The sequence below is a fragment of the Methylophilus sp. DMC14 genome, assembly GCF_056314085.1.
The window spans coordinates 313,480-338,513 of record NZ_JBQUZA010000003.1; the positions used below are offsets into that span (position 1 = coordinate 313,480).

Annotated in this window: 30 protein-coding genes; 14 read left to right on the top strand and 16 right to left on the bottom strand. The window is 52.8% G+C overall.

The window, feature by feature from the left end:
- Positions 1-248 precede the first annotated feature (248 nt).
- A complete protein-coding gene (locus ACT53C_RS08485) occupies positions 249-455 on the top strand; it encodes a cold-shock protein (protein WP_018985697.1) in 207 nt (68 codons plus the stop codon).
- 101 nt (positions 456-556) lie between these two features.
- On the top strand, positions 557-793 hold the full coding sequence (gene infA, locus ACT53C_RS08490) for a translation initiation factor IF-1 (RefSeq protein WP_018985695.1): 237 nt from the start codon (positions 557-559) through the stop codon (positions 791-793).
- 26 nt (positions 794-819) lie between these two features.
- Here infA and ACT53C_RS08495 read toward each other — a convergent pair whose 3' ends face one another.
- The 6 genes from ACT53C_RS08495 to ACT53C_RS08520 form a co-directional block, all read right to left on the bottom strand.
- Positions 820-1,293 (bottom strand): arsenate reductase ArsC, encoded by a 474-nt coding sequence (locus tag ACT53C_RS08495; protein ID WP_476145544.1) that lies wholly within the window; start codon positions 1,291-1,293, stop codon positions 820-822.
- A 1-nt stretch (position 1,294) separates the two neighbouring features.
- Positions 1,295-2,335 carry an ACR3 family arsenite efflux transporter gene (gene arsB / locus ACT53C_RS08500; protein WP_476145545.1) on the bottom strand — a complete coding sequence of 347 codons (1,041 nt, stop codon included), beginning with the start codon at positions 2,333-2,335 and terminating at the stop codon, positions 1,295-1,297.
- A 4-nt stretch (positions 2,336-2,339) separates the two neighbouring features.
- Entirely contained in the window at positions 2,340-2,798 is a 459-nt protein-coding gene (locus ACT53C_RS08505; protein ID WP_476145546.1) for an ArsI/CadI family heavy metal resistance metalloenzyme, read from the bottom strand.
- Positions 2,795-3,133 (bottom strand): ArsR/SmtB family transcription factor, encoded by a 339-nt coding sequence (locus tag ACT53C_RS08510; RefSeq protein WP_476145547.1) that lies wholly within the window; start codon positions 3,131-3,133, stop codon positions 2,795-2,797. Before ACT53C_RS08510 ends, ACT53C_RS08505 begins: the two co-directional genes overlap by 4 nt.
- 106 nt (positions 3,134-3,239) lie before the next feature.
- Positions 3,240-3,488: a DUF2798 domain-containing protein gene (locus ACT53C_RS08515; protein ID WP_476145548.1), complete on the bottom strand. Its 249-nt coding sequence runs from the start codon at positions 3,486-3,488 to the stop codon at positions 3,240-3,242.
- Positions 3,482-4,225, bottom strand: a complete 744-nt coding sequence (locus ACT53C_RS08520) for an SDR family oxidoreductase (protein ID WP_476145549.1) — start codon at positions 4,223-4,225, stop codon at positions 3,482-3,484. The genes ACT53C_RS08515 and ACT53C_RS08520 overlap by 7 nt, the downstream gene beginning before the upstream one ends.
- Positions 4,226-4,434: 209 nt before the next feature.
- Here ACT53C_RS08520 and ACT53C_RS08525 point away from each other — a divergent pair, with 209 nt between their 5' ends.
- Positions 4,435-4,983 (top strand): TetR/AcrR family transcriptional regulator, encoded by a 549-nt coding sequence (locus ACT53C_RS08525; protein ID WP_476145550.1) that lies wholly within the window; start codon positions 4,435-4,437, stop codon positions 4,981-4,983.
- A 17-nt stretch (positions 4,984-5,000) separates the two neighbouring features.
- On the opposite strand, the gene ACT53C_RS08530 is transcribed toward ACT53C_RS08525, so the two are convergent.
- Together ACT53C_RS08530 and ACT53C_RS08535 are read right to left on the bottom strand one after the other, a co-directional pair.
- On the bottom strand, positions 5,001-5,555 hold the full coding sequence (locus ACT53C_RS08530) for a TetR/AcrR family transcriptional regulator (protein WP_194748156.1): 555 nt from the start codon (positions 5,553-5,555) through the stop codon (positions 5,001-5,003).
- 39 nt (positions 5,556-5,594) lie between these two features.
- On the bottom strand, positions 5,595-6,368 hold the full coding sequence (locus ACT53C_RS08535) for a hypothetical protein (RefSeq protein WP_476145551.1): 774 nt from the start codon (positions 6,366-6,368) through the stop codon (positions 5,595-5,597).
- 182 nt (positions 6,369-6,550) lie between these two features.
- Here ACT53C_RS08535 and ACT53C_RS08540 point away from each other — a divergent pair, with 182 nt between their 5' ends.
- Genes ACT53C_RS08540 through ACT53C_RS08565 form a run of 6 tightly spaced genes read left to right on the top strand, consistent with a single transcriptional unit; the run spans position 6,551 to position 11,878 of the window.
- Positions 6,551-7,597, top strand: coding sequence for an AAA family ATPase (locus ACT53C_RS08540; RefSeq protein WP_476145552.1), 1,047 nt, complete (start codon positions 6,551-6,553; stop codon positions 7,595-7,597).
- A gap of 9 nt (positions 7,598-7,606) precedes the next feature.
- Entirely contained in the window at positions 7,607-8,467 is an 861-nt protein-coding gene (locus ACT53C_RS08545; protein WP_194748154.1) for a DUF58 domain-containing protein, read from the top strand.
- Between the two features lie 21 nt (positions 8,468-8,488).
- Positions 8,489-9,418 (top strand): hypothetical protein, encoded by a 930-nt coding sequence (locus tag ACT53C_RS08550; RefSeq protein WP_476145553.1) that lies wholly within the window; start codon positions 8,489-8,491, stop codon positions 9,416-9,418.
- Positions 9,418-10,386 carry a vWA domain-containing protein gene (locus ACT53C_RS08555; RefSeq protein WP_194748152.1) on the top strand — a complete coding sequence of 323 codons (969 nt, stop codon included), beginning with the start codon at positions 9,418-9,420 and terminating at the stop codon, positions 10,384-10,386. Before ACT53C_RS08550 ends, ACT53C_RS08555 begins: the two co-directional genes overlap by 1 nt.
- Positions 10,383-10,919, top strand: a complete 537-nt coding sequence (locus tag ACT53C_RS08560) for a hypothetical protein (RefSeq protein ID WP_476145554.1) — start codon at positions 10,383-10,385, stop codon at positions 10,917-10,919. The genes ACT53C_RS08555 and ACT53C_RS08560 overlap by 4 nt, the downstream gene beginning before the upstream one ends.
- Positions 10,919-11,878: a vWA domain-containing protein gene (locus ACT53C_RS08565; protein ID WP_194748150.1), complete on the top strand. Its 960-nt coding sequence runs from the start codon at positions 10,919-10,921 to the stop codon at positions 11,876-11,878. The genes ACT53C_RS08560 and ACT53C_RS08565 overlap by 1 nt, the downstream gene beginning before the upstream one ends.
- Here ACT53C_RS08565 and ACT53C_RS08570 read toward each other — a convergent pair.
- Together ACT53C_RS08570 and ACT53C_RS08575 are read right to left on the bottom strand one after the other, a co-directional pair.
- The gene (locus ACT53C_RS08570; RefSeq protein ID WP_476145555.1) at positions 11,875-13,032 is read right to left on the bottom strand and encodes a metallophosphoesterase; all 1,158 of its coding nucleotides are present in this window, start codon (positions 13,030-13,032) and stop codon (positions 11,875-11,877) included. The genes ACT53C_RS08565 and ACT53C_RS08570 overlap by 4 nt on opposite strands.
- Before the next feature lie 109 nt (positions 13,033-13,141).
- The gene (locus ACT53C_RS08575; protein WP_476145556.1) at positions 13,142-14,014 is read right to left on the bottom strand and encodes a zinc dependent phospholipase C family protein; all 873 of its coding nucleotides are present in this window, start codon (positions 14,012-14,014) and stop codon (positions 13,142-13,144) included.
- A 146-nt stretch (positions 14,015-14,160) separates the two neighbouring features.
- Between ACT53C_RS08575 and ACT53C_RS08580 the strand changes: the two genes are divergently transcribed.
- The 3 genes from ACT53C_RS08580 (at position 14,161) to ACT53C_RS08590 (ending at position 16,713) form a co-directional block, all read left to right on the top strand.
- The gene (locus ACT53C_RS08580; RefSeq protein ID WP_476145557.1) at positions 14,161-15,360 is read left to right on the top strand and encodes a glycosyltransferase; all 1,200 of its coding nucleotides are present in this window, start codon (positions 14,161-14,163) and stop codon (positions 15,358-15,360) included.
- A 127-nt stretch (positions 15,361-15,487) separates the two neighbouring features.
- Complete coding sequence (locus ACT53C_RS08585; protein ID WP_313988280.1) at positions 15,488-15,856, top strand: putative quinol monooxygenase; 369 nt, start codon at positions 15,488-15,490, stop codon at positions 15,854-15,856.
- A gap of 134 nt (positions 15,857-15,990) precedes the next feature.
- The gene (locus tag ACT53C_RS08590; protein ID WP_228518754.1) at positions 15,991-16,713 is read left to right on the top strand and encodes an MgtC/SapB family protein; all 723 of its coding nucleotides are present in this window, start codon (positions 15,991-15,993) and stop codon (positions 16,711-16,713) included.
- Between the two features lie 105 nt (positions 16,714-16,818).
- Here the strand turns inward: ACT53C_RS08590 and pstB are convergent, their stop codons facing one another.
- The 6 genes from pstB to ACT53C_RS08620 all read right to left on the bottom strand — a co-directional run bounded on the left by pstB (position 16,819) and on the right by ACT53C_RS08620 (position 22,486).
- Positions 16,819-17,598 carry a phosphate ABC transporter ATP-binding protein PstB gene (gene pstB / locus ACT53C_RS08595; protein ID WP_194748145.1) on the bottom strand — a complete coding sequence of 260 codons (780 nt, stop codon included), beginning with the start codon at positions 17,596-17,598 and terminating at the stop codon, positions 16,819-16,821.
- Between the two features lie 25 nt (positions 17,599-17,623).
- Complete coding sequence (gene pstA, locus ACT53C_RS08600; protein ID WP_194748144.1) at positions 17,624-18,562, bottom strand: phosphate ABC transporter permease PstA; 939 nt, start codon at positions 18,560-18,562, stop codon at positions 17,624-17,626.
- A gap of 101 nt (positions 18,563-18,663) precedes the next feature.
- Complete coding sequence (pstC, locus tag ACT53C_RS08605; protein WP_194748465.1) at positions 18,664-19,590, bottom strand: phosphate ABC transporter permease subunit PstC; 927 nt, start codon at positions 19,588-19,590, stop codon at positions 18,664-18,666.
- A gap of 108 nt (positions 19,591-19,698) precedes the next feature.
- Positions 19,699-20,694 (bottom strand): PstS family phosphate ABC transporter substrate-binding protein, encoded by a 996-nt coding sequence (locus ACT53C_RS08610; RefSeq protein ID WP_476145558.1) that lies wholly within the window; start codon positions 20,692-20,694, stop codon positions 19,699-19,701.
- A gap of 124 nt (positions 20,695-20,818) precedes the next feature.
- Positions 20,819-21,820 carry an inorganic phosphate transporter gene (locus ACT53C_RS08615; RefSeq protein WP_476145559.1) on the bottom strand — a complete coding sequence of 334 codons (1,002 nt, stop codon included), beginning with the start codon at positions 21,818-21,820 and terminating at the stop codon, positions 20,819-20,821.
- 9 nt (positions 21,821-21,829) lie between these two features.
- Positions 21,830-22,486 carry a DUF47 domain-containing protein gene (locus tag ACT53C_RS08620; protein WP_194748138.1) on the bottom strand — a complete coding sequence of 219 codons (657 nt, stop codon included), beginning with the start codon at positions 22,484-22,486 and terminating at the stop codon, positions 21,830-21,832.
- Between the two features lie 170 nt (positions 22,487-22,656).
- On the opposite strand from ACT53C_RS08620, the gene prfB reads away from it, so the two are divergent.
- A protein-coding gene (gene prfB, locus ACT53C_RS08625; RefSeq protein WP_476145628.1) for a peptide chain release factor 2 occupies positions 22,657-23,761 on the top strand; the annotation gives its coding sequence in 2 pieces (ribosomal slippage) (positions 22,657-22,737 and positions 22,739-23,761; 1,104 coding nt in all).
- Positions 23,762-23,764: 3 nt separating this feature from the next.
- Entirely contained in the window at positions 23,765-25,033 is a 1,269-nt protein-coding gene (locus tag ACT53C_RS08630; protein WP_476145560.1) for a hypothetical protein, read from the top strand.
- Position 25,034 lies beyond the last annotated feature (1 nt).

A 25,034-nucleotide genomic window follows, 5' to 3' on the forward strand; every position in this document is an offset into this window, starting at 1 on the left:
GCACGCAAAGCCTGAGCCTTGATCAAGGCAATATGCTGTTTTTGACGAAGATTGTCGCGGCATCTTTCAATTTGTCAAATACTTGTTGCTAATATTTGATATTACGTGCATAGTACCAACTCACGAAGTTCAAGTAGTGTTGTTGTTCCCCGGTTCTATCTTTTGGTTCTATCGTTACTTCTCGCCATCTTGATCCTCGTTTTAATGGGCAACCGCCCGCATTTTTATTTTTTGTACAAGGATTTATTATGGTGACAGGTTCTGTTAAATGGTTTAACGACTCTAAAGGTTTTGGTTTTATTACTCCGGATAACGGCGGCGAAGATTTGTTCGCGCACTTCTCTGCAATTCAATCTGCTGGCTTCAAAACACTCAAAGAAAACCAACGCGTGAGCTTTGAAGTGGCAACAGGCCCTAAAGGCAAACAAGCGGCAAACATTCAAATCATTGAGTAATTCAATGGTTTTCGGCAAGGCTGTGTATGCAGCCTCCGAGAAAAGCCCGGAGTTTCCGGGCTTTTTTATTTTGAAACGACTTATTTTTTAGGGGGATAGCGATGGCTAAAGAAGAATTAATCGAAATGCAGGGTGCAGTGACGGAAATTTTGCCTGATGCCCGTTATCGGGTGAAGCTGGATAATGGTCACGAGTTGATCGCTTATACCGGTGGCAAAATGCGCAAACACAAAATCCGTATTTTGGCTGGCGATAAAATCACCATTGAAATGTCCCCTTATGACATGGACAAAGGCCGGATTATTTTCCGCCACCTTGAACCGCGTAAACCTTTCTAAGCGCTGCCACCTAGCATACGCGCTACTTAACTGAGTTGACCTATCTGCTGCAAGACGGCCTGTAGTGCTACTCTGTCCTGATATATTGTGCTTTCCAACTTGAGGAAGGCTTCAATACGCGTGCGCAGAATCCGGTAGGCTTGCTCAAAGCTGGCCGCAATCTCAGCCTCGGTGCCAGTCGCCTTGGCTGGATCATCCACCCCCCAGTGCGCACGAAGCACATTGCCTAGATAGGCAGGGCAGGTTTCACCGGCTGCGTTGCTACAGACGGTGATGACAATGTCAGGTGTTTCCCCAATCTCGTCCCAGGACTTGCTGAAATAGCCTGTTGTGGCAATGCCTTTGGCCTGCAGCAGGGCAATTGAGCGAGGATGCACCTCACCCGTAGGATGGCTGCCGGCACTTTGTGCCCGCATGCCTGCCGGCGCAAGGTGATTAAAGGTGGCTTCGGCAATGATGGAGCGGCAGGAGTTACCGGTACATAAAAACAGGATGCGCATATTACACACTTTCATACCAATGTTTAGAACGGTTCACGATGGCGACGATAGACAGCATGACTGGCACTTCTATCAACACACCGACCACTGTTGCAAGTGCGGCGCCCGAGTCAAACCCGAACAAAGCAATCGCTGTCGCCACAGCAAGTTCAAAAAAGTTAGACGCGCCAATCAGTGCAGAGGGGCCCGCCACACAATGGGCGACCTTGAATTGTTTATTCAGCCAGTAGGCCAGCAGGGCGTTGAAATAGACCTGAATCAAAATCGGCACCGCCAGCAAGGCAATCACCAAAGGTTGCGACAGGATTTGCCCACCTTGGAAAGCAAACAGCAACACCAGCGTCAACAATAATGCCGCCATGGAAAAGGGTTGGATGGTTTGCAGGGTGGCTGCGAATCGATGAGGCCCTTTTGCCAGCAGCCAACGCCGTAGTAGTTGACTCAAGATCAATGGCACAACGATAAACAGGCTCACTGACACCAGCAAGGTTTGCCAGGGGATGATAATGCTGGAGAGGCCCAGCAGGAGTGCGACCAGGGGGGCAAACGCGATCAGCATGATCGCATCATTGATGGCCACCTGCGACAAGGTGAATTTGGGCTCGCCCTGACATAAATTGCTCCAGACAAATACCATGGCCGTACAGGGTGCGGCGGCCAGTAAAATCAGCCCGGCAATATAACTGTCAATCTGCTCGGCGGGTAACCAGTCGGCAAACAGGTGACGAATGAACAGCCAGGCGAGCAAGGCCATGGAAAACGGCTTCACCAGCCAGTTAATCACCAGGGTGACCGTGATGCCTTTGGCATGGCCCAATACCTCGCGCATGGCGCCAAAATCCACCTTGAGCAGCATGGGGATAATCATGAGCCAGATCAGGGCGGCCACGGGCAAGTTCACCTCTGCCCATTTCAACGCTCCCAGCGCCTGAAAGAAATCTGGGGCAAGTTTGCCCAGCGCGATGCCGGTGATAATGCACGCCAGTACCCACCAGGTCAGATGGCGCTCAAAATTTCCAATACCTGAAGCTTGATTTGTCATCGGCTTAAACATCCTTCTTTTTGATTTGAATGCTGACTGGCTGTGCCATCGGGGTACAGCAGGGGGCTGAAGCCGCTGTTTTCCCTGCATCGTTAAACGTAGGTGCACTTTCCAGCGTCAGATAGCTTTCCCAGGCCAGGCCAGAGGGGTCCTGCACCCAATGTTTATCCGATTTGGCATAACAACAAGTGGTGTCGGTTTGTGATAACACCGCCATGTCTGCGGCTTGCAATCGTGCCTGAATCACTTCCAGTTCGGTGGCGGTTTCTACTTGGATGCCAACGTGATCTAGCCCTGGTTCCTGACCGCGGGCACTGATGGCAAAATTCACGCGCGGATCTTCAAGCATCCATTTGGCATAGTCTGCCTTTTCAACGCTAGGACCAATCCCAAATAGCGTCGAATAAAAACGGATGCTCTGTGGCAGATCGGTCACGCGGACATGCAGGTGCATACGTTTCATTGGGTTTCCTTGGAGATTGGTAAACATTGCAGCTCAGGGCAGCAGGCGCTATCGCCACCACAGCAGTTTTCGGTGAGATAAGCCAGCAAGCCATTCATCTGTGCATAGTTGGCCGTGTAATAAATAAAACGGCTTTCCTGGCGGGCGCAAATCAGGTTGGCATGGGTCAACGCCTTCAAATGAAAAGACAGCGTGCTGTTCGCAATCTGTAATGAGTCTGACAGCACACCGGCCGCCAAGCCTTCCGGCCCTGCCTGGACCAGGCATCTAAAAATGTCCAGTCGTGCTGATTGGGCAATGGCAGACAGTGCAGTGAGCGCTTGTTCTTTATTCATGTTTCTATATTTCCATAAATATGGAAATATATCAAGCTGTGTCTGCTTAAAAAATACAGCAGGGATTGCAGCGAAGAAAAAGCCCTGCAAGGCAGGGCGGGTGTGTTTATTCAGGGGAGGGCAAGAGCCATTCGGTCAGGCGCAGCAGCCATGGGGCAATCAGCAAGATGCTGATAAACACGGTGGGCCAAACAAAACGCAGACAAAATTGCCATGTTTCTACAGCCAATCCGAACGACATTGGCTGCGAATAAAACAGTACCAGGCAAACCACATGCACGGTCACACACGACATCAGGGCCGCAAACAGAAGCTTGCGTGCGAACGCCCGCTGGCGTGGTTCAAGGCTTACCATGGCAATGGCTGGTCTTCATGAAAATAGGCACCGCTAGGGCCATCAGCGTCGAGCGTCGCCAGTCTGACCGAGGTTTTCCAGCTATCACTGATTTCCATCGTCGCATGCTCACCGCCCAATTCGGTCTTAACCCAGCCTGGATGCGCTGAATTGACTTTGATGTGGCTGTCTTTTAAGGCATGTGCCAAATGAATGGTAAACATATTTAAGGCAGACTTGGAGGCGTTGTAAGCCAGCCCTTTGGCGACCTCAATCGGCGAGTTTGCAGTGCTATGCAAGGTTTGTGAGCCCAAAATACTGGAGAGATTGACAATGCGGCCAGCAGGCGAGCGTTGCAACAACGGGATCAAGGCTTGCGTCAATGCGACCACGGCAAAGAAGTTGGCTTCAAACGTGTTTTTTAGCGTCGCCTGGTCAACGGTGAGGCTATTATTCTGGCCGACCAGGGCTTCTTTGAGTATGCCCGCATTGTTGATCAGAATATCCAGCCTGCCAAACCTGGCCTCTAGTGCGGCAGCCACGGCTTGCGGGGAGGCAGGCAGCTCGGCATCATAATGCAAATATTCTGCGTCTATGCCCATTTGTTTCAGGGAGGCTACGGCTTGCTCGCCCTTGCTGGTATCCCTGGCACCAATAATCACTTTCGTTCCTTGTTCGCCCAGTTTTTTTGCGGTTTCAAACCCAATGCCGCGATTGCCGCCGGTAATGAATGCAACGGTTTGTGTGGAAACGTTCATCTTGATCTTCCTTTTTTGAGTCAGTTAAATTATTTACCAATTGGTAAATAAATAATATTGCAGCCTAAAAAGCATGTCAACATGTTTTTTACCAAATGGTATAATATTAATTAAGTGATAGATGAAAGCAGACGCATGACGGAATTAAGCACACAAAAAAACGTGGACGGCCAGCAGCCTTTGATTACGATACGGCCCTGCAACAAGCGATGTATGCCTTCTGGCAACATGGCTATGAAGGGACGTCCATGAGTACGCTGATGGAAGCGATGCAGATGAACAAGGCGAGTATTTATGCGGCCTATGGCAGCAAGGAGGCATTGTTCCAGAAGGCCGTCGAGCGATACGTGCAGGGGCCTGCCGCCTTTCTGGCAGCTGCGCTGAGCCAGCCGACCGCGCGACAGGTGATAGAGCGCATCCTTACGCAAGCCGCCACTATGCTGGCTGAAACCCACCATCCTGCGGGGTGTCTGGTTACACAAGGTGCACTGGCTTGTGGCACCGAAGCCCAAGCCATAAAAACCTTATTGAATGGCTATCGCATGACCATGGAGCAGAAGTTAGGCGAGCGCTTTGCGATTGCGGTACAAGCGGGAGAAATTGCGGCTAGTGTAGAGGTGGGCTTGCTGGCCAAACTGGTAATGACTGTCCATCAGGGCATGACCATACAAGCCGTACATGGGGCGAGTCAGGAGGCGCTTGCGTCGATAGCCAGTACCATGAGCCGGTTATTGACGCAAGACTTCATGCCGACCTAAACAACGACTGAGCATGGTTAAACGGCATTGCGTACCAAGGTCATTGCCGCCAGTTTGGCGCGGTTGGCGGCACCGGTATTGGGCGTAAGGCGCTCCACCAGGGCGGCACCTTCAAACAGAATGGTCAACTGCTGGCCGAGCGCCTCTGGGTCTTTGGCCCCTGCGTCGCGGGCAATCTTGCATAAAAAGCCTTGCAACTCCTTGGACAGCACCACTGAGTATTGATTGATAGGATGATCTTGCTCAGGAAATTCGACGGCGGCAATGTGAAAGGGCAGGCCGCGAAACGCGGGCTGGCTGATCCATTGCTCCATCAATTCACACAATAACAGCAATAACTCCAGCGACTCTGCCTTGCGTGAGGTGAGTTGAGCGGTAAGCCAGGCATAAAACTTGTCCGATTTGTCACGCAAATAGGCGGTAATCAGCAGATTTTTGCTCGGAAAGTGTTTGTATAGCGTCGCCTTGGCGACCCCGGCTTCGAGGATAATGGTATCCACGCCAGAAGCCTGGATACCGCGGCTGTCAAACAGTGTGCTTGCAATGTTCAGAATTTTATCTCGCATGTTCATCTGGTATATCCCTTTTTTCCCGATTCAGGGCTAGTATTTTTATTCTCTTGGTAAACGATCCCGTCCCTGCGGACGCATCAACTCTTGCGGATACAAGCAGCTGACATAGCCCAGGGCTTGTCTTAAATGCTCCACTTGGTCCACATCCACCTTGCCTTCAGTCACAAACATCAAAAAGGCCTGACGCTGGGCCTCTGGTAACATCGCTGCCTGCGGTAACTGGCAACTGCCACTTTGCATTTTCTGGTAGGCCAGATTGAGTAAACTCAATGTCACCGGGTCCGCCGTGCCGCCGCCAGCTTGGCTGACTGCGGTCTCTAATGGGGAGGCCTCTTCTGTGACAGGCTTGTGTGGTGCCGTACTCAAGCTCATCCAGATCACGCAGAGGCTGACCAGTGCGCCAAATGACCAGCTGCGCTGCCATGTTGTGCTGCCCAATTGGCTATGCACAGACTGCTCAAACAATTGCCATGCCCGCGCTGAGCCAGTTTGTGTATGCACCTGTATGGCGCCAACGGCCAGGAAGAACCACTGGTCGAGCAGGGCGGCTGGCAGGGCTGCACTGGATTGCTGTTGCGCCTGCTCCAGTAATTGCCGCAATGCCGCAATATCCTGCGCATTTAACGCAACCGCCTTGCCGCTGCGTTGAATGCGTTGCTGGTTCCAATCCATCAGTGCATCACGCAACTGGTAAAACGGGGCATGTTTTGCCCATTGCCGCAGCCCCAAGCGCCACAGCGCCTGGCTGGCATAGGTCATGCCCCTGCGCGTCATGGACTGCCTGGTCTGATTCACAATCGCTAAAAAATTCACCCGGTGACCCCTAAAATTCGCTTGCTTTTTTTTTGTTGGCTGAAGTAGACTGGAAAAAAGTGAACAGACCTGTCTGCATATTATCGTGTGACTGGCTAAAATGCAAGCAGGGGTTCATTCATCTTTTCAGCGGCCCAATAGGCATCATAGCCCTGGCTGCATTGCTTAACAAGGGATAGACAATGACATCTGCATCTGTAGCAAGCCAACTGGCGGACTGGCGCGATCATGCGCTGACGCTGGAGCATGAAGTGAAGAAAGTGGTGGTGGGTCAGGACCAGGCCATCCGCGCCATTAATATTGCCATTTTTGCCCGCGGTCATGTCTTGCTCGAAGGCGGCGTGGGGGTGGGGAAAACCACCTTGCTGCAATCGATTGCGCGGGGGCTGGGCGGCGCTTATGAGCGGATTGAGGGCACGGTAGACCTGATGCCCAATGACCTCATTTACCATACTTTTCTCGGTGAAGATGGTCGCCCCAAGGTCGAAGAGGGGCCATTGCTGCGAGCCGGTGAGCAACTGTCGGTCTTTTTCTTCAACGAAATCAACCGTGCCCGCCCGCAAGTTCATGCCTTGATGTTGCGGGTCATGGCCGAGCGTCATGTCACCGCCTTCAAAAAAGAATACCGCTTGCCGCATATGCTGGTCTTTGCGGACCGTAACCAGGTCGAGAAAAATGAAACCTTCGAGATTCCTTCCGCGGCGCGCGACCGGTTCATGATGGAAATCCCGATTGATATTCCAGACGATCGCGACTTGCGCAAGGCCTTGATGTTTGATGTCAAATTCCAGCATGCAGAGCGCCTCACGCAGCAAGTCCAGTCCGGCGTGCTGGCCTATGATCAGCTGAATTCGTTTTCAGATGTGCTGCAAAGCCATATTCAGGCCAGTGACGTGTTACAGGAGTATGCGCTGGATTTATGGCAGGCGACGCAATCCCCGGCAGCGTTCGGCGTGCGTCTGGAGAGTGTGGATATTAACCGCCTGATTCATACCGGCGCCAGCCCGCGCGGCATGGGGATGCTGCTCAAGGCCGCGCGTGTGCATGCCTGGCTCATGCAGCGCGAGCATTTGTATCCAGAGGATATCCATGCCGTCTTTCATGAAATCATCGCGCACCGCCTGGTATTGAATCCGATGTTCGAGAGCCGCCGTACGCAACTGTCCCGTGAGCTGACCCAGCAGATTCTTGCCACGGTCAGCGTCCCGGAACGGGCCAAAGCCGCATGATGCCAGACCATGATACCCGATAAAGTACAGTCCTTTTTTTACCAGGTGCCGTGGCGTTCAGCCAGTGTGCATAGCGGAGCGCATCAGGGGGTTCAGCGCGGCATTGGCGATGAGTTCAGCAAGCATGTCTCGCTGGTTGATTATCCAGATGCCAGACGGCTGGATTTGCGGCAAACCTTGCGTGACCCTTATGAACAGATCCAGATCCGGGTTTTCAAGCAAGAGGCTTCCACGCCGCTGTATGCCTTGTGTGATTTGTCTAGTTCCATGCAGTTCAAGGGGCACGTCAGCAAGTATGAAACCTTGCAGGCGATAGCGGCTGCGGTTGCCTGCTCTGCCCATGAAAACAGCGATTTGTTCGGCATGGTCTGCTACCAGCATCGAGTGCTGCCAGAGCTCAGCCTGGCGCCTGGGCACCACGCGCAACAATCCTTTGACACCATTGCGCAACTGACAGAAGTTGAGGCGGGGCCTCAGGATGGACAAGGGATTGTAGAGGCGACGGCCTGGCTGGGGCAGCAAAAAGGACTGGTGTTCTGGATCTCGGATTTTCACCTGCCCTTGTCGCTGATTGAGCAAAGTCTGAACAGCCTGTCTAACCATCAGGTGATCCCGCTGGTGTTATGGGATCCGCAGGAATATGAGCGCTTGCCACGGTTGGGCTTTGGCAATTTGCAAGATCCCGAGACCGGGCAGCAAAAAACCATTTTTTTCCGGCCCGCTTTGCGGGCCCGCTTTGTGGCGCAGTTTGAGCAGCGCAAGCAAGCGCTGGATCAATTATTCGCCAGGTTTGAGATTCGCCCGTTGTATGTCACAGGCGCGTTTGAAGCGGCGATGCTTTCCGATTATTTTGAACAACTTATTCAATAGCGTGTGGCGATGAATCCATTTTTGATAGTTTGCTTAACCGGCTTGATCTGGATGGCACCAGTCAAGGCCGAATCCCTGGCCAAAGAGGATGCAGCTGCCCCTCAAGCGGTCGCCTCCTCTGCAGCCCAGGCCATCCAGGTGTTGCATCTACAAAATCCTGCGCACTATGCAGGCATTCAGATTGGCGATGTCCTGCAACGGCGTATCACGCTGTCTGTCCCTGAGTCGCTGCAACTGCTGTCAGACAAGTTGCCAATCAAGGGCGTGCAGCGTAACGGTATCGAGTTAAGGCAGGTGCAAGAGACGCATGCCAGAGAAGCGGGCAAAACGGTGTATACGCTGACGTTTGAGTATCAGGTGTTTGCCAGCAGCGGCCAGCCCGTGCAATTAGCCTTACCGCCCGAACAGATTGTGTTTACGAGTGGCGCCAGCGTGACGCTACCCGCCTGGCGCTTTTGGCTGATGGCGCAACTGCCTGACCGGATGCAACCGGCCAAACCTACCTTGCTGGGCCAGCACCGCGCAGCCTTACTAGACACACACCCCTTAAGCCTAGGCTTGCTGGTCAGTGGGGGGCTGGCTTTGCTGGGCAGTTTAATTTTGCTATACCGCAATGCCAGCTGGGCCTGGTTGCCTATGCTGAATGGCCCGTTCGCTCAGGCGTATCGGCGGCTGCAACGCTTGCCCGCCACCCAGGAGGGGGCAAGCCGGGCGGCACTGGCGATGCAGCAAGCCTTTAACCAGCATTTTGGCCAGCAGATGCTGGCCAGTCAGGTGCCCATGTTTGTCACCAAACAGCCTGCATTTGCGGCGTATACCGACCAGATTCAGCAGTTTTATGCGCAATCCAATACGCTGCTTTATGATGACCAGCTGCCTGCGGCAGCCGATTATCTGCAGCAATGCAAGATGTTGACACGTCAGTTGCGCAGTTGTGAGCGGGGCGTCTGATGCACAGCCTGAGTCCCTGGTTTTTACTCCTGTTGCCGGTGATTGCCGTCCCGTTTTTGCTGACCAGCCGCCATGCGCAAACGTATTCGTGGCTGGAGATGGTGCCGGACGATCCGTTCTCCGAGCGCATTCATCTGCTGGTCAAGGTCGCAACGAGTCTGATGTTATTGTGCCTGGTGCTAGCCCTGGCCGGATTGCAGGGCGATAGCCATCAGGAAAAGAAAATTGGTAAAGGTGCGCAAAGCGTGTTTGTGATTGACCGCAGCGTTAGCATGGATCATCCATTTGCCGGTCAAAGCGTGGGCGGGCGCGCCGCTGAAATCAAGTCTGCGGCGGCCAGACGACTGATTACCGCTTTTATTGACTCACGGCCTGATGACATGATGGGGGTGGTGGGGTTTACCAATTCAGCGTTGTATGGCATGAAAATCACCACCAATCGCGACGGCATTCATGCTGCGATCCAGGCAGCGACGGGGCCCGCCATTAACCAGACCAATATCGGGGCGGGTATTACGCATGCCGTGACCCTGTTCGAGCAGATTCCCAGTACCGGATCACGCGCCATTGTGCTGCTGTCCGACGGCGCCGGTAAGCTAAGCCCGCGCGTCAAATACCAGATCCGCAAACAGCTGGTGGGTAAAAAGCTCAATTTGTACTGGATTGTGTTGCGTGAGCCGGATGACATCAGCATTTTTACGCAAAACAGCTATGACGATGACCATCTGCCCGAGGCGATTGCGCTGGACCGTTTTTTTCAGTCGCTCAATATCAAATACAAGGCATTTGAAGCGGATAACGCCACCGCACTCGAGTCCGCCTTGCGTGAGATTGACGCCAAGGAAAAGAACCTGATTCAGTACGACATCATGATTCCGGGCCATGATTACGCCAGGGATTTGATCATCGTAGCGTTATTGTTGGGGCTGGCCCTGTTGTTGATTAAACAGATAAAGGTATACGAATGAGCATCTATCGCAAACATGCCAATACACTCTGGCTGGGCCTGACGCTGGCAGGCCTGGCAGGAACACTGTATTTTGGCTGGCAATTACACGCTGCACGCGCACTCAACGCCCAGATCGCCGCTGGCGAGGTGATTAAAACGGGCGGCCAGGCTTATTTGCAGAAATTTACTGCGGCGTATGACCAGGGTCAGCATGGCGACTACAAACATGCGGTGCAAACCTATGGCCAGGTCCTTGAGGCATCGCCGCCTGCCAATGCACTGCCGCATATCCATTTTAATATTGGCAACAACCTGTTTTTGTCCGGCCTCGTACGCACGGTCAACGAAGATGGCTCGTTTCAGGATGAAGCCCGCTATGCGTTTAGCCAGGCCAAAATTGCTTATGAGCAGGCCTTGCGTTTGCAACCGGATGACCAGACGGCAAAATTTAACTTGTCGCTGCTGCATTCGGTCATGGCACGTGGCATGGAAGCTGGTAGCAAGGAGCAATCGCATATGGAACTCAGTAACTTACCGATAGGATTACCCTGATGCGTGGGTGGGCGTGGTTAAGCAAACATTATGAGCCGGTCTGCTACGGTTTGGCCCTCGGCCTGCTCGGCTTGGCGCTGCTCAAGCCTGAGGTCCAGCTCAAGCAGCAGGTGCAGCATTATTTGATGATTGCCGATGTGTCACAAAGCATGAATGCAGAGGATGAACGGCTGAATGAGCAGACTGTGAGTCGCCTGGCCTATAGCCAGCATTTAATGAAGCAGTTGGTGCAGCGATCGCCTTGCGGCACATACTTTAGCCTGGGCATTTTTGCCTCGGATAATATCGCCATGCTGCAAACGCCGCTGGAGGTATGCAAAAACCTGGATGTGATTACCGACGGCATCGACCACCTGGAATGGCGCATGGCCTGGAAAGGCAACAGCCGCCTGAGCTTTGCTGTGCATGCGGCGACCCATGTCTATGATGCGCTCAATCAACCGGCGCAGATGCTGTTTTTCACGGATGGCGATGAAGCGCCGCGCGTCAATGTGACGATCAAACAGGATTTGAGCGGGGTACAGATTGGGGAGTTTTTCACCTTTGTCGGCGTTGGCGGCGCAGAAAAAGTGGCGATTCCGCGCTATAACTCTGCCAATAAACGCGTCGGGGACTGGCCGGTGAGCGACAACAATAACGCGGGGGCTGTTGGCGTGACCTATGCCGACCCCAGCCAGGATGAGCCAGACCCTCCTGTGGCTTATGCCGAGTATGACCGCATGTTGTCGCAGTTGGAGGAAGACTATTTAAAATCACTGGCGGCCGAGTTTAAAGGCAGTTATGTCAAAGGCGTAGACCAGCCAGCTTTTTACCAGGCATTGGCGGCCAAGCCAGCCACCGCCAGCTTTGTCACCGATTACCCCTTGCGCAGCTTTTATTTGCTGTCTGCCCTGGTGCTGATACTGGCGACTTATGTGCCCGATTTGCGCATGCGGCGAACGGCAGGCGCGCGCAGTTAATCCTGTGCAGGCATCAAGGTCAGGCAGGTAATTTCAGAAGGGGAACCAAAGCGGTTGGGGGGTCCCCAATAGCCGGTGCCGCGACTGACATAAATCCATAAGTCTTGCAGGCGGTGCAGCCCGGCAACATAGGGTTGTTGCAAGGGCACAAAGTATTTCCAGGGCCAGAACTGGCCACCATGTGTATGCCCGGATAGCTGCAAATCAAAGCCGGCCGCCTGGGCGGCTTCGGCAGAGCGTGGCTGATGCGCGAGCAGGATTTTAGGCGCCGCGGCAGGCGCACCGGCAATGGCGGCCTGAGGGTCGCTGTGGTGATTCTCGTAAAAGCTGCCAGCCGTATAGTCTGTCACACCCGCCACCACCAATGTGGCTTCTCCGTGTAGCAGTTGCACATGCTCATTGAGCAAAACGCGTATACCAAGACGTTCCAGTTCATGAATCCAGGCCAGGGCGCCGGAGTAATACTCATGATTGCCGGTGACAAAAAAGCTGCCATGGCGCGCTGATAACTGCGTCAGTGGGCGCGTGTGTTCCGCCAGTTCATGCACACGCCCATCCACCAGGTCGCCGGTAATCGCGATCAAATCCGCTTCCAGCGCATTGACTGCTTGTACGATGCGTGACAGATAGGGCTGCTTGATGGTCGGGCCGACATGAATATCACTGATTTGTGCAATCTTGAAGCCATGCAGGGCGGCCGGCAAGTTGCGTAACGGCACGCTGACATGGATGACGCGAGCCAGTTTACGTGCGTGAAAAAACCCAATCAGGCTGATGACGCAGGCAATCAGCAAGGTAGCGAACGCGGTTTGCCGTTCCAGCCATAAAAAGTCAACCTTAACGACTCCTGTCGCATGTAAGCCGGCGACGGCCAACAGCAATCCATCCCGCAGCACAGTGAATACAAGCAAAGACGAAAATAGCCCCATCACCGTCATGGCGATCCAGCTCACTCGGTCTCGGAGGGTTTCGCTACGTAAGCCCCGTGCCAGGAAAGCGACAGGTTGTAGCAAGGCGGAGAGTGCCAGTGCCAGCCATCCCAGCCATAGCACTGTGCTTGACCAGTCCAGGCCAGACAACAACCGGCTGCCAATGTAGTAATGCAGTAACCCGACCAGGGTTGTGGTGATGATTAAAAAACGCAGGGGAGGCATGGTTGAGCTGGAATCTTTTATGAGGAGGTCTTAGCTTAGATGGCGTTTAAACGTTAAGTTTCAAGCCATGCGGTATGGATGACCGCTTGAGCGGCCTGATTGAGTGGCGTCAGCAATCAGGCTGGTTAAACCATTGGTGCTGATATTGCTCAAAGGCCTGGATCGCCCTCGTAGGCCTTAAACGGGCATCTTGCAGGCATTTGCGGCGCCAGTCATCCAGCTGCTCCATGCTCAGGTGAATATGTTCAGCATGCAAAGACGGAAAGTGGCCATTGAGCAGCTGCGGCATATCGTGAAGGGCGAGCGAGACCTGGCTGCGGTAATACGCCAGTTTGTGTTCAAACTCGTTATCCAGCCTGCGATAACGTTGTAACAGGTAATTCGGGATGCGAGAAAAACGCAAGGCCTGGTCGGCACTGGCCAGGCGGCTGACGGCGCGCTGCACGATGCTGGCATCACAATGCAGGCCCTGGCTCAGGGTGTCGACGATGGTATTACGGTGTATGCGCAACAGTTTGCCAGGGGTCGGAATCTCGGGCTGGTGCAAATAGGCATCCATGGCCCATTCGGCCCCGGCGTGCGTGAGCAGGCTGTGGTGTTGCCATTTGGCCTCAAACGTCGGCACAAAGTGCTGGTGGGCCACTACGTCTGTGAGCAGATGCAGGTTATAGCCCACGCCCAATGCACGCTGGCGCTCATTTTTGCTTTGCAGGAGCTGCTGGCCGATGCCCCAGCCATGGCTATTGCTGAATGAGCGAGAAACCACAGCCAGGTCGGGCAGACAGGCGCCAGCCATCACCAGTGAAGGGTAACGCTGGATCACGCTCAGCCAGGACAAAGGAAGCAAGGGCAGTGTTTGTAGCGGCAGGCTTTGTAACCACTGGTGAGTGTAAGCCACATGCGAATACAATCCCCATGCATGCGCTTCACCAGGCAGGGCGAATAACAGGCAACAGGTGATGAGTAAGGCTCGCAGTAACATAGGCGCACTTTGCGCCTGCTAAGTGACAGTTGCATGAAGTCTGTATGACATTGATATGAAAGTGATTTTGGTCATAAAACCATCATGAAGCGTTGTTAGACTCTGTAAAGTTTTTAATATGGAATCTGTGCAATACAGCATTTGTCATGAAAATATTAATGATTTCAGATGTCTACTTTCCACGCGTCAATGGCGTATCCACCAGCATCCGCACATTTGCGCAAAGCTTGCGCCAGCAAGGCCATGTGGTGCATCTGATTGCGCCCAAATATCCGGTCGCGATTGAGCAGTCTCAAACAGAAGACGAGCAGTGGATTACGCGCATCGATGCCCGCAAGATCGTATTTGATCCCGAAGATTATTTGATGAAATGGTCCGCCTTGATGGACTATGCCGGCCATTTGCATACGGGTGACTACGACCTGGTCCATATTCATACGCCGTTTATTGCGCATTATGCGGGGCTTAAAATTGCCAAACAATTGCAGGTGCCTGCGGTAGAGACCTACCACACCTTTTTTGAGGACTACATGCACCACTATTTGCCCTGGGTGCCTCGCAGTCTGGCGGTGCGGATTGCACAATCGGTCTCGCGCAAGCAATGCCAGCAGGTGGATACCGTGGTATCGCCTTCGGCGCAAATGCGTGATGTGTTGCAACAATACGGGGTGACAACACCGATTACCGTGATCCCGACCGGGCTGGATGCCTCACGTTTTATTCCCGGTGATGGTGCCGCATTCCGTGAGAAGTATGGCATTCCCGCTCAGCGTCCGTTGTTGCTGTTTGTTGGCCGCGTTGCACATGAAAAAAATATCCAGTTCCTGCTCGAAATGCTTTCTCTGGTGATTCAGGATCATCCTGAAGTCTTGCTGGTGATCACGGGTGAAGGCCCGGCAGAAGCAATGCTGAAGAAAATGAGCCGCGACAAGGGCTTGCAACCGCATGTCATGTTCCTAGGCTACCTGGACCGTGCCATTGGGCTCAATGCGGCCTATCAGGCGGCAGATATTTTTGTGTTTGCCTCCAAGAGCGAGACTCAAGGGCTGGTGCTACTTGAAGCCATGGCGCAGGCCACGCCCGTGGTCGCGATTGCCGAGTTGGGCACGGCTTCTATCCTGCGTCAGGAGCAGGGCGCCCTGATTGCCAAAGATGACGAACTGCATTTCGCCGAACAAGTCCAAACCTTGCTCATTGATCGCCAATTGCGCGAACGCATCGGTAAACAGGGCAAGCGCTATGTGGAGCAAGTCTGGTCCAGCGATGCGCAGGCGACCAAGTTGATTGAGTGCTACCAGCGCCTGGTGCTCTCCCATTTGAGTCTGGCCGCTTCCGCAACGGCTTAATACGCCGATGCGCGCCTTTGTCTGCGATCGGGAAGATTGACGCTTGACGCTCGGGCATTGCCCAGCCAAGATGTGTGCAAGTTTGTGTTTAACAAACTCAATATAAAACACATCAGGAGAATCAAACATGTTTACAACCGATCAATGCTGCACGCTGGTGCCTTATTTTGAGGTACAAGCCGAACATCTGGCAGCATTCAAAGCACTGGGCGCAACATTCGTGGAAAAAACACGACAGGAAGCAGGTTGCCTGCACTATGCTTTTTCGTTCAATGGTAATATCGCGCATTGCCGTGAAGGCTACCGGGACGCTGAATCATTGCTTGCACATCTTGAAAATGTGGCCGCCCCCTTAGCCGAGGCACTGAAACTGGCCAAAATTATCCGTCTCGAAGTGCACGCGCCTGCCGCCGAGATTGAAAAACTGAAACAGCCGCTGGCAGCGTTGAATCCTGATTTTTTTGTCCTTGAACCAGGGTTGCGTCGTACCGCCTGAACCAAGATCATCATCTGATCCTGGTTAAGCGTCTGATCAAAGCGCCACGAGTTTCGTGGCGCTTTTTATTGGACGGTCTTCACGCAGACCAAGCGTTGTTTTGACAAGAGTGTTGTTAGGAAAAGGGATGTCGCATGACGTTGCAAGCGATGCAAAATATTAATCTGGTGTCGTTGCTCGACTCATTGTTAAGCTTGTCGACGGCTTTTGTTTGCGGGGCTATTATCGGCTTTGAGCGGCAATATCGCCAACGCACCGCCGGTTTACGCACCAATGTGCTGGTGGCCATTGGCGCCGCCATTTTTGTGGATATGGCCAACCGGCTTATGTCGCATGATGGTGCGGTGCACGTGGTGGCCTATGTGGTCTCCGGTATCGGGTTTCTGGGCGCGGGCGTGATCATGCGTGAAGAGGGCAATGTGCGAGGCTTGAATACGGCGGCTACGCTATGGGGTTCTGCGGCCGTGGGGGCGTGTGCCGGTGCTGACCTGTTGCTGGAAGCCTTCTTGGGTACCTTGTTTGTGCTGGCGACCAATACCTTGTTACGCCCGGTCGTCAATCAGATCAACCGCAAACCCATCAATACCTTGCATGTGGAGGCGACAACGACGGTGTATGTGATTGCTGCGCGCCGTTATCAGAAAGAGGCGATGAGCTTGCTTGAAAGCACGCTGGAGCAAGCCAAATATCCGACCAAGCATTTGCAGATGCATGCGTTTGGTAACGATTGTGTTGAAATTGAGGCCATGTTGCTGGCCAGTGCCATCCGTGAAGCCGAGCTGGAAGCGGTGATTCAGCAATTGTTGACCTCACCTTATGTCTCGCAGGCGTTCTGGAGTCCAAGCATGCTGGATTAGCCGTTGGGCTGAAGGCGGCTCACTGCGCAACACGTGTTATGAAAGCGCATGATTAACGCGCATAAAAAACGCCGCAATCTGCGGCGTTTTTTATAGCACGGGCAATTAACCAAACTTGCCGGTGATGTAGTCTTCGGTTTCCTTGCGGCTGGGGTTGGTGAAGATCTTGTCAGTATCATCGTACTCGATCAACTCACCCAGATACATGTAAGCGGTGTAGTCGGACACACGAGCTGCCTGCTGCATGTTGTGCGTCACCACCAGAATGGTCAGTTTGCTGCGCAGTTCGACCATCAGCTCTTCAATGTTGGCTGTTGCGATCGGGTCCAGCGCAGAGGTGGGCTCGTCAAACAGCATGATTTCTGGATCAGTGGCCAAGGCACGGGCGATACATAACCGTTGTTGCTGACCACCAGACAGGTTAAAAGCGAGGTCATGCAAGCGGTCTTTGACTTCGTTCCACAACGCCGCGCCTTTTAAAGCTTCTTCAACCTTGTCATCCATAATGCGTTTGTTGTTTTCACCACGCACACGCAGGCCATAAGCCACGTTTTCATAGATGGATTTTGGGAAGGGGTTAGGCTTCTGAAACACCATGCTGATGCGCATACGCACTTCAATGGGGTCTACGCCTGAATCCAGCACATTGGTGTTGTCTGGATGCATCACGATCTGGCCCTGGTATTTGTTGCCAGGATACAAATCATGCATACGGTTGAAGCAGCGCAGGAAAGTGGACTTTCCGCAGCCTGAAGGGCCAATCAGCGCGGTGATTTTGTTCTCGTACAAAGGCATGGAGATGCCTTTGAGTGCGCGTGCGCCGTTGCTATAAAAAAAGTTTAAATCGCGTGCTTCGGCTTTAATTGCAGTAGTGACAGTGGCCATGAAGTTTCCTAATTCTTGTGTGGCATTACCATTTAATATTTTTACGGATTTTATAGCGCAACCAGATGGCTGTACCATTCATTAACAGTGTGACGATGATGATCAGCGCCCCGGTGGCTGCCGCATTGACATGGAACGCATGGTCAGGGCGGGACAACCAGTTAAACATTTGAATCGGCATCACAGTAAAGCCTGAAGATAACCATTCGAAATTCAGGAAAGGCGGCTCCAGCGTGATCGGGCTGGGTGGCAGGAAGGCAATAAAGGTCAGCGCACCAATAGTAATGATGGGGGCTGTTTCACCCAACGCACGTGCCATGCCAATAATAATACCGGTCAGGATACCGCCATAAGAGTATTTAAACACGTGGTCATAGACGACTTGCCATTTGGTTGCGCCAACGCCGTAGGCCGCCTCACGGATAGACAGCGGGATAGAGCGGATCGCTTCTCTGGTTGAGACAATGACAATCGGTAAAATCAGCAACCCCAGGGTAAGGCCTGCGGTCAGGATGCTTTGACCAAAGTCCAGCATGTAGACAAACAGACCCAGCGCCAGCAGGCCGTAGATAATCGAAGGCACACCGGCCAGGTTGGACACGTTAATTTCAATCAGGTCGGTAAACCAGTTTTTCGGCGCATATTCTTCGAGATAAAGGCCAGCAGCAACCCCGACAGGGACTGCGGTCAGGAAAGTAACGGACATCACTAGCAAAGAACCTACCCAGGCAGACAGCAGGCCGGCTCTGGCCGCACGGCGTGACGGGAATTCAGTCAAAAAGTCCAGATTGAATTTTGGATAGCCATCCGCAATCAGTTGCCAGAACAGCAGCATCAGCGTAATCAGGCCCAGCATGAGGCAGATCAGGCCGATGGCGGCAAACAGGGCATCATTACGCTTATGACGTTTAATCATGGCGCGGACTTCGGCCAGATTTTCGAGGACTGAGGCTTTATGTTCCATTTGGTATAACTTCCGCAAGTGCCGGTAAGCAAGGGTTACCGGCAGTGTATGGTGGTGATATTTCAGTAATAAGACAACGGGCAGACTTTACGAGTCTTTGTTTAGTAATTCTCGCGGTATTTCTTGCGTACCCAGTGACCCACGATATTGAAAGACAGTGTCATGATCATGAGTACCAGGCCGGCGGCAAAAATACTCTGGTAGCCTATGCTGCCATGCGGCAAGTCACCCATGGCCACTTGTACGATGTAGGCGGTAATCGTGGCCGCGCTGTCTAGCGGATTAAACGTCAGGTTAGGCTGTTGGCCTGCCGCAATGGCAACCACCATGGTTTCGCCCACTGCACGAGAAATCGCCAAAATATAGGCCGCCACAATGCCTGAGACTGCGGCGGGTGTGACCACTTTAATCGCGGTCTGGAAACGGGTAGCACCCATGGCATAAGAACCTTCACGCATGCTCATGGGCACGGCGCGCATGGCATCTTCGGACATGGAAGCAATGTAAGGAATAATCATGACGCCCATGACGATGCCGGCGCCCAGCATGTTAAAACTGGGTAGCTGAGGGTAAATGGCTTGCAGCATGGGGGTGACAAAAAACAAGGCAAAGTAACCAAAGACAACGGTAGGCACACCCACCAGCAATTCCAGAATCGGCTTGATGGTTTCACGGGTTTTATGTGAAGCAAATTCAGACAGGAAAATTGCCGAAACGGTGCCAATTGGCACAGCAACGGCCAGCGCAATCGCGGAGGTGGTCAAAGTGCCGGAAACCAGCGGCATGATGCCGTAGTGCGCATCTTCAAACAGTGGCGTCCATTGGCTATCGGTTAAAAAATCGACGACAGACACTGTTTTAAAAAAACTCAATGATTCAAACAGCAAAACCCCCACAATTGCAAACGTGGTTGCCACTGCGACCAGCGCGGCGGTCATCAGGATGAATTCAATAATACGTTCTTTGACGTTACGGCGAATGTTCTTCGCCAGTCTTGGGCTGATAGTCAGTTGCGCAGGTACTTGCATTGCTTGAGTCGCCATAGTGTGATCTGTCAGGGGTGGATTTTAGCGGATAATCGGTTATTCAGGCCGGCTTGTCAGTAAAAAAGGGGCATTTCAGCCCCTTTGTCATCGTTACTTGATTCGGGACAACAAATCAGTAATTTTGATACCGACCTCTGATGTGCCGTTAAACCCTGTGCCTGGTTTCAGCGATTTAAAGTGTGTTTTCACTGCTTCGTAATCTTCTTTTGGCAGTGGCACGTATTTCACTTCTTTCACCAGTTGTGGCGCATTTTCCAGGTAGTAAGTCACAAACGCTTTCACTTCTGGTTTGAACGCTGCGGCTGTCGCGTTCACGTAAATGAACAGTGGGCGTGACAATGGTTGGTAAGTCCCGTCCATCACAGTCGCTTCAGAAGGCAGAACAGGTTTAGCCCCTTCTTTGGCAACCACTGGCACCGCTTTCAGCTTGTCAGTGTTTTCTTGATAGTAGGCCATACCGAAGTAGGCCATGCCACCCACGTTACCGGCAACGCCTTGCACCAGTACGTTGTCATCTTCTGACGGTGTGTAATCTGTACGGCTGGCTTTTGCCTTGCCGTTAACGGCTTCGGTAAAGTAGTCAAACGTACCGGAAGCCGTGCCTGGACCGTACAGGTTGATGGCTTTGTCTGGGTAAGTGGCGTTCACTTCTTTCCAGTTTTTCACTTTGGAACCTGGTTCCCAGATTTTTTTCAGTTCGGCGACGGTGATTTGTTTCACCCAGTCGTTTTTGCTGTTCACAACCACAGTCAGTGCATCATAAGCGATAGGCAGTTCGATAAATTGAACGCCACCTTCTTTACAGGCATCGATTTCTTTTTGTGAGATCGGGCGGGAAGCATCGGAAATATCGGTTTCGCCGCGGCAGAATTTTTTGAAGCCGCCACCAGTGCCAGATTCGCCAACAGTGACTTTCACGCCTTTGCTGCGTTGAAACTCTTCGGCAACGGCTTCGGTGATTGGGTAAACCGTGCTGGAACCATCAATTTTGATGATTTTGTCCGCAGCCGCTGCGGTGTTCGCGAAGGTAAAGGCCTGTGCGACCAGTGCGGCTATCATGGTATTGCGGAACAAACGGGTTTTCATCTAGAGACTCCTGTATTTGAGTGTGGTTTGTTTGTGATGACGGAATCATAAAAACTTAATATGACAGAAATGTGACAAAAGCTAAAAAAGACCTTGGGCAGGTCTTTTTTAGCTTACGTCCGGCTTAGAGCACACTTTCGCCAATATGGTAGGCAATGGCTGCCATGATGGCGGCACAAGGAATCGTCAGCACCCATGCCCAGACAATGCGTGACGCCAGGCCCCAGCGCACCGCGGTCATGCGACGCGAGAGGCCGACGCCGACAATGGCGCCGGTAATGGTGTGCGTGGTCGATACCGGAATGCCCAGGCTGGTGGCCAGGAACAGCGCAATCGAGCCGGAGGTCTGCGCTGCGAAGCCGCCAGTGGGGCGGATTTTGGTGATGCCCATGCCCATGGTGCGCACTATGCGCCAGCCACCAAACAGTGTGCCCAGCCCCATGGCCAGCTGACAGGCAATCACCACCCAGAAGGGCACATGAAAGTCACCTTGCAGATAGCCATTAGCAAACAGCAGCACGGTAATGATGCCCATGGTTTTTTGCGCATCGTTGGCGCCATGGCCAAGGCTGAATAAAGAAGAAGAGATAAATTGCAGCTTGTTAAAGCGGCTTTCGATTTTATAGGGCGAAGATTTCTGGAATGCCCACATGATGCCGATAGAGAGCAACAGCGCCAGCAACATGCCAAATAACGGCGACAAGATAATGGCAATGCCGGTGCTGATGAGCTTACTGCCTAAAATGACGCCTTGGGTGCCGGAGTGGGCCATGCCTGCGCCAATCAGACCGCCGATCAATGCATGCGAGGACGAGGAGGGGATGCCGAACCACCAGGTAATGACATTCCAGGCAATCGCCCCGAACAAGGCACCAAACACTACGGTATTGTTGACGATGTTCGGGTCTATGATGCCTTTGCCAACCGTGTCGGCCACATGTAGCCCAAAAAACAGAAAGGCAACAAAATTAAAGAACGCGGCCCAGATGACGGCCGCCTGTGGCGTCAGTAAACGGGTAGATACCATGAGCGCAATCGAATTGGCGGCATCGTGAAAGCCGTTCATAAAATCAAAGATCAGCGCGACTACGACCAGCACTGCCATGACCAAAATCACATGATCCATGGTGTTGTCCTAGATGCGTTCTAGCACGACACCGTGAATCACGTCAGCGACGTCTTCACAGCTGTCGACCGCTTCTTCAAACAGGTCGTAGAGTTTTTGTGAGCGGATCAGACTGCGTGCGTCACTGTCTTCGGCAAACAGCCTGTGCATGCCTGAGCGCATGATGTGATCGGCTTCGCCTTCGATCTGGCTGATCTCTTCACAGGTGCGCAGAATGCGTTCGGCATTTTTCATGTCTGACAGCATATGCACCGCATCCCTTACCTTTTCTGCTGCCCTTAGTAAGATCTGTGCCAGGGCGACCATTTCGGGGGTGAACTTGCTGTGACCATAAATCTCGGCGCTTTGCGGAATCGCTTCCATAAAGTCAATGATGTCATCCAGCGCCATCGCCAGTTCACGGATTTCGCGGCGGTCAAACGGGGTAATAAAGGTTTTATGCAGCGAAAGCAAAATTTCCTTGGTGTATTCATCTGCCTCGGATTCGATTTTGCGGATTTCGGCAAAATGCGTTTCAAAGCCTGCCTGATCAACAACGGCCGCCATCAGCGCAAGGACTTTGGAGCCACGGACTGCACAATCAGCCAAACGGTTAAACAGGACAAAATAGTTATCGTTTCTGGGACTGATCGCGGCCATGATGCGGCCGAAAGTGGCATTCGCCATTGAGGACTCCCTATATGTTCAAAAGTTTTGTGACAGTAATTTTACTATTTTGTGACAACAATTGTGACAAAAATATGGGGCCGTCTGAGTGTGGGCAGCGTAAGTTACGCCTGAACCAAGGGCATAGCTGCGTTATAATGCTGGTTTTTACATTTTTATACTCACAGAAAATGGAAGCCGAACACCTAAATAGTATTGCCAATGCACTGAGCGACCTGACCCAACGCCACGAAGCGCTTCGGGGGTATCTTTGACTACGAGAACAAGCAGCAACGCTTAGCCGAAGTTAACGGCCTGCTCGAGGATCCTAAAGTCTGGGATAACGCCGAAAAAGCACAAAATCTGGGCAAGGAAAAACGCATGCTTGAAAGCGTGGTCATGACGCTGGATGATGTGTCTCAGTCATTGTCCGATAGCCGTGAATTGTTTGACATGGCGCGTGAAGAGGGTGATGACGACACATTGCTGAGTGTGGAGACTGATGCCCAGAAGATAGAAAAAATCGTTGCCGAGATGGAGTTCAAGCGCATGTTCTCGCAGCCGATGGACGCCAACAATTGCTTTATTGAGTTTCAGTCTGGCAGCGGTGGCACTGAAGCACAAGACTGGGCCGGCATGTTACTGCGCATGTATTTGCGTTACGTAGAACGCAAAGGTTTCAAAGTCGAGGTGCTTGAGGAGTCTGAAGGCGACATTGCCGGGATTAAAGGCGCCTCGATTAAAGTGACTGGGGATTATGCGTTTGGCACCTTGCGTACCGAAAGCGGCGTGCATCGCCTGGTCCGTAAATCGCCCTTCGATGCCAACTCCAAGCGACATACCAGTTTTGCCAGCGTGCAAATCTTCCCGGAAGTGGACGATTCGATTGAAATTGAAATCAATCCTGCAGATTTGCGCATTGATACTTATCGCGCCAGTGGTGCCGGTGGTCAGCATATTAACAAGACTGATTCTGCCGTGCGGATTACCCACTTGCCAACGGGGGTGGTCGTGCAATGCCAGAATGACCGTTCACAGCATAGAAACAAAGAAGAAGCGATGAATATGCTGAAAGGCGCCTTGTATAACCTGGAACTCAGCAAGCGTAATGAAGAAAAGCAGGCGCTGGAAGATGCCAAAACCGATATTGGTTGGGGTCACCAGATCCGTAGCTATGTGCTGGATCAAGGCCGGATCAAAGACTTGCGTACCAATGTTGAAATCGGCAATACGCAAGGCGTGCTCGATGGTGATCTCGATCCATTTATCATGGAAAGCTTAAAGCAGGGCCTGTAATAGATGTCAGAAGTCATTGATGTAAACGCGTTTGAGGAGTTCCTCAAACCGGGAGTCTATGTTCAGGATATTGATGCATTGTTTCCCCTGTTGCAGTCCTCACACATCATCGATGTGCTGATCGGGCTGTTCCGCGGCGGCCGTGATGAAGTCATGATTCGCCTCGCCGTGATGCGTGAAATTGCAGCCCGGGCAGAGTTGCCCGAGTGGACGCCAGCCCAGTTGCAAAATCACCTTTCTTTTATTGATGCTACCAAGCTGGAAACCGTGTTGCACCGCTTGCGCAGCCACGACCTGCTGCAATGGGACGCAGACCGCCGCGTATACCAGATTTCTGCCGCGGGCCGCATGGTGTTGTCTGCCATCAGTGGCTTGTTGCGGTTTGGCGAGGCCGATGACGAGTTGGGCTACCTGATGTCGCAGGCGGCGGGCGGCAGTGCCGTCGGTGAACTCAGTGCCGAGCACTTGAGTCACGTGCTGGCCAAACTCACCGAATACGAACATTTTTTCCAGGAAGCGATTGCATCAGGTTCCGAGTTCAGGCTCAAGTCGGCGCAGGCCAGATTGAGCAAGGCGCAACCCTGGATTGAAAAAGCTACGGCACTGATCAATACCATTTCAGAAAACGGCATGGATGATGCCGGTTGGCAAATTGTGCATAAAATTGCCAGCCAGCAGTCGCGTTTACTCAATATGGCCTCGGTCTTTCAGCGTGAACTGGCCAAAGTGGCCAGGCAGCGGGTCATGCTGTCGCAAGGCGGCCTGAGCTCCACTGAGTTATCCGCCTGGTTGCAGCAACGCAGCGTTGAGTCGCTGGCGCAAATAGGCGCGCGGATGGCGGTGACACCAGAACCGCTGTTTGTACTGCCCGACGTGATGCTGGATATTGCCGATGACGTGCTAGAACGTGAAGTGGCAGTGCCTAAAGTCTCTGTCATGCCCCCGGATGTGGAAGTCACCCCTGCGCAAACCGAAGCCTTTTCTTACCCGCCACAACTCACCGACCTCACGCGTGTGCTGGCACAACTCGAGGACGATAGCGCATTGCCAGACGTGGTCGTTGGTGGTGGCTTTGCCCAGGCGTCTTACCGCTATTCCCTGCTGACCTTTTTAGGTGAAAAACATGAGGATGCCGACTTGAATGCGCTGGCAGAACAACCGTTCCGTCTAGCGCACGCACTGGATGCGCCATTGCAAGCCGTACATCGAAACGAGGTGGCCGCCATGACCGCCGGTCAATTAATTAAACATACGCCAGCCAAGGAGGGTTAAC